The 6,802-nt window shown below is 66.6% G+C and carries 9 protein-coding genes and 1 riboswitch; of the genes, 7 read left to right on the top strand and 2 right to left on the bottom strand.

What is annotated here, in order from left to right; all coding sequences use genetic code 11:
- Positions 1 to 994 (bottom strand): flagellar basal-body MS-ring/collar protein FliF (gene fliF / locus VGF12_RS22035; RefSeq protein ID WP_331178193.1); only part of this gene is annotated, 994 nt, incomplete at its 3' end.
- 10 nt (positions 995 to 1,004) lie between these two features.
- On the bottom strand, positions 1,005 to 1,358 hold the full coding sequence (locus tag VGF12_RS22030; RefSeq protein WP_331178192.1) for a flagellar hook-basal body complex protein FliE: 354 nt from the start codon (positions 1,356 to 1,358) through the stop codon (positions 1,005 to 1,007).
- 544 nt (positions 1,359 to 1,902) lie between these two features.
- Positions 1,903 to 2,000: riboswitch (cyclic di-GMP riboswitch) on the bottom strand.
- Between the two features lie 397 nt (positions 2,001 to 2,397).
- Here VGF12_RS22030 and VGF12_RS22025 point away from each other — a divergent pair.
- The 7 genes from VGF12_RS22025 to VGF12_RS21995 all read left to right on the top strand — a co-directional run.
- Entirely contained in the window at positions 2,398 to 3,222 is an 825-nt protein-coding gene (locus tag VGF12_RS22025; protein WP_331178191.1) for a FliM/FliN family flagellar motor C-terminal domain-containing protein, read from the top strand.
- A gap of 13 nt (positions 3,223 to 3,235) precedes the next feature.
- Positions 3,236 to 3,601: a flagellar motor switch protein FliN gene (fliN, locus tag VGF12_RS22020; protein WP_331178195.1), complete on the top strand. Its 366-nt coding sequence runs from the start codon at positions 3,236 to 3,238 to the stop codon at positions 3,599 to 3,601.
- 73 nt (positions 3,602 to 3,674) lie between these two features.
- Complete coding sequence (gene fliP / locus VGF12_RS22015; RefSeq protein WP_331178190.1) at positions 3,675 to 4,430, top strand: flagellar type III secretion system pore protein FliP; 756 nt, start codon at positions 3,675 to 3,677, stop codon at positions 4,428 to 4,430.
- Complete coding sequence (gene fliQ, locus VGF12_RS22010) at positions 4,427 to 4,699, top strand: flagellar biosynthesis protein FliQ (RefSeq protein WP_331178194.1); 273 nt, start codon at positions 4,427 to 4,429, stop codon at positions 4,697 to 4,699. The genes fliP and fliQ overlap by 4 nt, the downstream gene beginning before the upstream one ends.
- Positions 4,699 to 5,487: a flagellar biosynthetic protein FliR gene (locus tag VGF12_RS22005; protein ID WP_331178189.1), complete on the top strand. Its 789-nt coding sequence runs from the start codon at positions 4,699 to 4,701 to the stop codon at positions 5,485 to 5,487. Before fliQ ends, VGF12_RS22005 begins: the two co-directional genes overlap by 1 nt.
- Entirely contained in the window at positions 5,480 to 6,619 is a 1,140-nt protein-coding gene (locus VGF12_RS22000) for a flagellar type III secretion system protein FlhB (RefSeq protein WP_331178188.1), read from the top strand. Before VGF12_RS22005 ends, VGF12_RS22000 begins: the two co-directional genes overlap by 8 nt.
- On the top strand, positions 6,616 to 6,802 hold a 187-nt coding region (locus VGF12_RS21995), incomplete at its 3' end, for an FHIPEP family type III secretion protein (protein WP_331178187.1). The genes VGF12_RS22000 and VGF12_RS21995, both read left to right, overlap by 4 nt.

The following is a 6,802-nucleotide window of genomic DNA, read 5'->3' as shown; positions in this document are numbered from 1 at the left end:
ACGCGTCGTCGGCGCCGCTGGCCGCGGTGGCCGGCGCGTTCACCGGCCGGTTGCTCAGCGAGCCCGGCACGCCCAGCGCGATGCGCTCGCGGTCGGACTCCTCGCGCATAGCCTCGTTGGTCAGGCGCGGCGCGTCGCCGTACTGCTCGCGCGTCTCCTGCACCCGGTCGTTATCGACCTCTGCCGTCACGGAAACGCGGTAGTTCTCATCGCCCAACACCGGCGCCAGCAGGTCGCGGGCGCTGCGGCGCGCCTCGTCCTGGAAATGCTTGGCGGCGTCGGTGACCTGGCTGCCCTCGAAGCCTTCGCTGAGGTCCACACGCGAGGACAGCAGGTTGCCGGCCTGGTCCACCAGGCTGACGCGCGCCGGGTCCAGGCTTGCGACGCTGCCGGCCACCAGATTGATCGCGGCGGCGATCTGTTCATTGCCCAGCGTGCGGCCCGGCTTGAGCGTCAGCACGACGGAGGCCGTACTCTTCTGGCCGTCCGACAGCACGAAAGACGAGGACTTGGCAATGGACAGGTGCACGCGCGCCGATTCCACCGCGTCCAGGCTCATCATGCTCTGGGCCAGCTCGCCCTCCAGGCCGCGGCGGAAGCGCACGTCCTGCACGAACTGGCTGACGCCCAGCGGGTCGTTGCGGTCCATCAGCTCCAGGCCGGCGGGCAGCTTGGCCACGACACCCTTGGCCGCCAGCAGCATGCGCACCCGGCCCAGCTGCGACTCGGGCACCAGCACCTGGCCGGTCTCGGGGTGCAGACGGTAGCCAACGCGTTCGGCGTCCAGCACCGCCAGCATCTCGGCCGTGGCGACGCGCTCGCGATGGCCGAACACCGGCTTGTAGCCGGCTTGGTCGCGCCACATCAGCATCAGCGCCAGCGCGGTGCCGGCCAGGGCCAGCCCCACCACCGGCAGCAGGCCGCGCGCCAGCCCGCCCGGCAGAGTCGGGAGGCGGTTCCAGGTGGGGCCCAGCCGGGCCGTCAGGGCTTTCATCATGTCGGCCTCAGAGCGGCAGCTTGATCAGCTCGTCCACGGCGCCAACCACCTTGTTGCGCACCTGCATGAGCATGGAGAAGGAAAGGCTGGCCTGCTGGCTGGCGAGCATGGCGCCGACGAGGTCGTCGCTCTCGCCCGTCTCGACCGCCGCCATGCGTTGAGCAGCCTCCTGGTCCTGCCCGTCCACGCCCCGCAGGGCCTGAACCATGCTCTCGGCGAAGCCACCCCCGGCGGCCACGGCGCCGGGCGCCTGCGCCGGGTCGACGTTGGCGGCCAGGCGCTGCGCGTCCTGGTCCAGGCGGGCCATTTCGGCCAGCATGCCCGAGGTCAGCGGCGGTGCCATGGTGGCGTTGACGGCCATTTTCTATTCCTTCTGGTCAAAGGGCTGGCGCCCGCCGCGGGCAAAACCATCCCCTGCCCGGTCAAGGGCATATTTATTCAGTTTCGGTTCGGATTAGCCCACCGGGTCAGTATTCGACCCCGGCCAGGAATTCTTCAGGACAATCTTCGCGAGAAGCGTATCGTCATCTTCACTCCCTCATTTGCCGATTTCGATGTCATTAGGATATTTGTAAATAATATCGGCAGTATTCACGACTTGAATTCAGACCCGGGTCACACTCGCCGGCACGACCAGCCCGCAGCGTCTGGCACGGCGGGCCGGGAACCGGTAACAACCCAAGGAACGAGCCGGCCCGGACGGGCGGCGGACGGCGCCGTCCGCCCGCACGAGTGGGGCGGCAGCGCACGCAAGGTGAAGAGGTTCGGCTCGCTCATGGTTGCAATCTCCAACGGGTGAGTCGGCGGCGAACCCAGCGAATGCCAGCGGTCACAACAGGCCGCATGGAGCGGCCCGGCAGGCGAGAGCGCGGCACCGGCGCAGCGCGCAGTGCGGCAGACTCAGGTCTGGCAACCCCGCTATCGTGATGCACAACCTGCGTTGCGCACGGTAGACCGGAAGCTTTGCGACCCCGACTTTCGCTCGGGTGTGCCCTGATGCAACGGACTGTAGCGAGGCCCGGCAGCCGGATACAAGTTCTTTTTGCTGCGCTGCAGGAACCGCTCTACCCGGGCGTGATTTTGTGCACATGCAGCATGCCGCGAAAGTCCTGTCGCGCATATTTGGCGACCAGCCTCGTCATGTATGAGCGGATGCAATCATCAGATTCTGACGAGCGCTCCCCAAAACAGGGCGACCGCTTGCCTGGCGGACTTAAATTCCACCCAGGCGGGTGACACGTGATTTTTTTCGCAGCGACTCCCCGGCACATTTTCGCAACGCCAGTCAACCCCTTTGCCGCTGATTCAAAATTCGACAGAATCCGCGCCACCCAATACCCGATCGGCCCTGCCAGAATATGCGCAGTTCCGTGTCGCCTCGATATTTGCCACACCTGCCCATGAGCATCCCCGTCCCTCCCTCCGCCCCCGCCGTGCTGGATCCGCGCACGCTGGGCCGGCCGGTGCACCTGCTGCCGCAGTTCACCGGGGAGCTGCGCGAGGCCCTGGGCGACCTCCTGCGCCAGCACAACCGCCGCTACCGTGCGCACTACCAGGTCGGCGACGTCAGCCTGGCCCCTGGGCAGGGTGCGGGCGGCCGCTGGCTGGTCAGCGATGCCGATGTGGGCCGCATGAGCTGCCTGCTTGAGCGCAACCTGGTGCTGAGCCTGATGGCCCACCGCTACGGCGGCGCGCTGGCCGATGTGGCGAATGCACAGCAGACCGCCACCGAAGAACGCCTGCAGGCCTTGCTCTGCCGGCAGGTGCTGGGCTGCGTCCAGCAGGCGCTGGGCCAGCCAGCCACAGAGTTTGCGCTGCAGCACAACCCGCTATCGGGCCTCTCGCCCGGTGGCTGGATGGTGCAGGCCGTCATCACCGAACCCGAGCAAGGCCTGTCCAGCACCGTCCTTGTCGGCCTGGACGGCGCCTGCATGGACCGGCTGCTCAGGCGGCTGGCCGATGGTCAACCGCCGCGCGCGCCGCGCCCGCGCACCACGCAACCCCAGGCCCTGGCGCGTCGCCTCGACGTGAAGCTGCAGGCCCGGCTGCTGCAGCAGACCCTGTCACTGGGCGAATTGCTGGATCTGCGGCCCGGCGACCTCGTGCCCGTGCGCCTGAACCCCAAGGCCACGCAGGTGCTGGTCGATGGCTCGTGCCTGTTCACTGCTTCGGTGGCCGAACACCAGGGCAAGCTGTGCCTGACTTCTTTTGCGGACGCCGACTGACATGAGCAACCCGATGAACATGAACGACAACCAGGCCATCGAGGCGCTGCTGAACGAATTCCCCGAACAGGACCTCGTGCTGCCCGCGGAGGCGCAGCCTGCTGCCCCCGCGGCGCCGGCACGCGACCTGCCCAAGCTGATGCGCAAGATCCCGGTCACGCTGACGCTGGAAGTGGGCGAGGCCAAGGTGTCGCTGTACGACCTGGCCAACCTGCAGGCCGACAGCGTGGTGGAGCTGGACAGCCTCGCCGGCGAGCCGCTGACCATCAAGGTCAATGGCACCGCCATCGGACGCGCCGAGGTCGTCGTCAGCGGTGAGAACTACGGCCTGAAGATCATCGAGATCGACGGGCTGGATCTGGATTCGCTGCAGTCATGAGCCCCTGTCCGGCGGCTCCGAAGGGAGCTTGCTCCCGCCCGGCGGGACAGCGCGCAGCGCGAAGGGTGCTGCGATGAAGCGATTCAAAGCCCTGGGCCTGATGGCCCTGGGCGTGGGGCTGTCGCTGCTGCACCACCCGGTGATGGCGCAGACCCTCAAGATCGCCGGCGCCCAGCCCGGCGCTGCCTCGGGCGACTTCACGGTCAAGACCCAGGTCCTGATCATCATGACCCTGCTGGGGCTGCTGCCCTCGCTGGTGCTCATGATGACCAGCTTCACGCGCTTCGTCATCGTGCTGTCGCTGCTGCGCCAGGCGCTGGGTCTGCAGCAGGGCCTGCCCAATCGGCTCATCACCGGCGTGGCACTGATCTTGACCATCCTCGTCATGCGGCCCATCGGCACGCAGATCTGGGAACAGGCCTTCGTCCCCTACGACGCCGAGAAGATCACGCTGACGCAGGCGCTGCAGGTGGCCGAGGCGCCGATGTCGCGCTTCATGCTCGCGCAGACCAGCAAGACCGCCCTGTCCCAGGTCGCCAAACTGGCCGGTGAAGAAGGCGTCACCGAACCTACGGCACACAGCTTCCCGGTCAAGCTCTCGGCCTTCGTGCTGTCGGAGCTGAAGACCGCGTTCCAGATCGGCTGCATGCTGTTCATCCCCTTCCTGGTCATCGATCTGGTCGTTGCCTCGGTGCTGATGGCCATGGGCATGATGATGCTCAGCCCGCTGGTGATCTCGCTGCCGCTCAAGCTGCTGCTGTTCGTGCTGGTGGACGGCTGGACACTGACCGTCAACACGCTGGTGTCCAGCGTCAGGATGGTGAACTGATGAGCCCCGAGATTGCCGTCGACCTGATGGGCGAGGCCGTGCATATCGTCATGCTGCTGGCCCTGGTGCTGGTGCTGCCCGGATTGCTGGTGGGCCTGCTGGTGAGCCTGTTCCAGGCCGCCACGCAGATCAACGAACAGACGCTGTCCTTCCTGCCCAAGCTGCTGGTGACGCTGCTGGCGGTGACGCTCACCGGGCGCTGGATCGTCGGATACCTGATGGACTTCTGCGTCTCGATCTTCGAGCGCGCCGCCACCTTGGTGGGGTGATGGACGTCGTCTTCCCGCAGTTGCTGGCGCTGCTGAGCGGGCTGTGGTGGCCCTTCTGCCGCACGCTGGCCATGCTCAGCGCCGCACCGATGATCGGCGAGACGCTGGTGCCGGTGAGCGTGCGGGTGCTTCTGTCGCTGGTGCTGGCGGTGGTGCTGCTGCCGGTGTCGCAGAGCACGGCAATGGCGGGCCTGTCCCCGTGGTCGTTGCAGGGCGTGGCCGCCGCGGCCGAGCAGGCGGTACTGGGCTTCGTGCTGGGCCTGTCCTTCCACCTGGCGATGGCCGCGATCACGGTGCTGGGCTATCTTCTGTCGTCGCAACTGGGGCTGGCGATGGCGATCATGAACGACCCGCTCAATGGCAGTTCCTCGGACGTGATCTCGGCGCTGCTCAGCGTGCTGTGCATGCTGGTGTTCTTCAGCGTCGACGGCCACCTGCTGCTGTTGGGCGTGCTGGGCCAGAGCTTCAAGGCCTGGCCGGTGGGCTCGGGGCTGCTGTCCATCTCGCTGGAAACCGTCGCCTACAACGTGGCATGGCTGTTCTCGGCAGCGCTGCTGCTGGCGCTGCCCGTGGTGCTGTCCACATTCGTCGTTCAGATGGGCCTGGGCCTGCTGAACAGGGTTGCACCGACGCTGAACCTCTTCTCGCTGGGCTTCGCAGTGGTGACGCTGTTCGGCCTCTTCATGCTGTCGCAGATGCTCAGCTTCGTGCCTGCGCACTACCTGCGAATGACGGAGCGCGTGCTGGAGATGATCGGGCAAGGTCTGCGCGGAGCGGGCCATGTCTGACAACACCAGCGGCGACAAGACCGAGAAGGCGTCAGACCAGAAGCTGCGCAAGGCGCGCGAGAAGGGCCAGGTACCTCGCTCACGCGACCTTTCCATGGCAGTGGGCGTACTGCTGGGCTTCAAGCTGATCACGCTGCTGATGCCGCTGTACCTGGAGGACTTCAGACAACTCTTCACGCTGGGCTTCGCGCTGCTGGAGGCCGACGGCGCCCAGGACAACGTCTGGTCGGCCAGCTTCCTCCACGTGATGAGCCTGCTGGCCAAGATCTGCCTGCCGCTGCTGGTGCTGCCTGCCGTGGCGCTGCTGGCGTCCGTCATGCCCGGCGGCCTGGTGTTCAGCACTTCGCGCTGGATGCCGGACTTCTCCCGCATGTCACCGATCTCCAATCTAGGGCGCCTCTTCAGTGCCAAGCACTACAGCGAGCTGGGCATCTCCATCGCCAAAGTGGCCTGCGTGCTGGCGCTGCTGGTGCATATGAGCCGCAGCCTCGGGCCGAGCTTCCTCGAGCTGCAGGGCCAGAGCCTGGATCAGGCCCTGCTCAACGGCACCGGCCTGATGCTGGACGCGCTGCTGTCGCTGGCCGGCGTGCTGCTGTTGTTCGCCTTGATCGACGCTCCGCTGCAGCATTTCTTCTTCATGCGCGGCCAACGCATGAGCAAGCAAGAAGTCAAGGACGAGCACAAGCAGCAAGAAGGCAGCCCCGAGGTGCGTCAGCGCATCCGGCAACTGCAGCGCGCGATGGCCCAGCGCGCCGTGCGCAAGACCGTGCCGCAGGCCGACGTCGTCATCGTCAACCCCGAACACTACGCGGTGGCGCTCCGCTATGACGACGAGCGCGCGGAGGCTCCCTTCGTTCTCGCCAAGGGCGTGGACGAGATGGCCCTCTACATCCGCGAGATCGCGCGCCAGCACGGCGTTCAGACCCTCTCGCTTCCGCCGCTGGCTCGCGCCCTCTACAACAGTTCACAGGTGCAGCAGCAGATCCCCGCCTCGCTGTACCAGGCGGTGGCCCAGGTGCTGAGCTATGTGATGCAGCTCAAGGCCTTCCAGACCGGCAAGCGCCGCAGCGCTCCCCCTCCGCCCACCGATTTGCCGGTGCCCTCGCACCTCTCGGACCCGCAGACCCCATGAATTTCCTCAGCCGACTCCAGGCCCAGCTCGGTCCCTACCGCTTCGCAGCGCCACTGTTCCTGCTGGCCATCCTCGGGATGGTCATCCTGCCGCTGCCGCCGGTGCTGCTGGATGTGCTTTTCACGTTCAACATCGTGCTGGCGCTGGTGGTCATCCTCGTCAGCGTGAACAGCAAGCGGCCGC

This window comes from Roseateles sp., from assembly GCF_036404855.1.
GTDB lineage: Bacteria > Pseudomonadota > Gammaproteobacteria > Burkholderiales > Burkholderiaceae_C > Pelomonas.
This window is presented reverse-complemented; position numbering and strand designations above follow the sequence as displayed.